Source organism: Lactobacillus sp. ESL0701 (genome assembly GCF_029433445.1).
Lineage (GTDB): Bacteria > Bacillota > Bacilli > Lactobacillales > Lactobacillaceae > Lactobacillus.
This window is the reverse complement of sequence record NZ_JAQTIC010000017.1, coordinates 1-407: the sequence shown is the minus strand read 5'-3', so window position 1 is coordinate 407 and position 407 is coordinate 1. Positions and strand designations below refer to the sequence as shown.

General features: G+C 40.0%; 1 protein-coding gene. It reads right to left on the bottom strand.

Features of this window, described 5'->3' with window-relative positions; all coding sequences use genetic code 11:
- Window positions 1–407: hypothetical protein (locus PT281_RS07790; RefSeq protein WP_277153507.1), on the bottom strand; the 407-nt coding region annotated here is incomplete at both ends.

The following is a 407-nucleotide window of genomic DNA, read 5'->3' as shown; positions in this document are numbered from 1 at the left end:
CTCTGCGAATCTGAATCGGCAAAACTCTTATTCTTATAAACTGACAAACTGATGCTTTGACTATTCAGCTTACTAATCGTGTTTGATCTAGACAAGCTGTTGGCAAAACTTTGCGCGGCATCACTAGCCAAACTAGCCGAACGTGAGTAACTATTGCTTATTAAGCTTTGGAATGAATTGCTGGCAACATTTATGCCTGAAATAAAGTCTGAATCAACCTGCGAATCATTAGAAGCAGCTTCTGAGTTTCCTGCAATTGTTGCGCTATCAATAATATCATCAACATCGGCAGCATCTTTTGAGTTTTGACTGGCATCCATACTGCTGGCCAATGAATTAGCCAAAGAAGCTGCTAATGAACTCTTATCGGTTAAACTCTTGGACGCGGAAGTATCACTGGTATTATT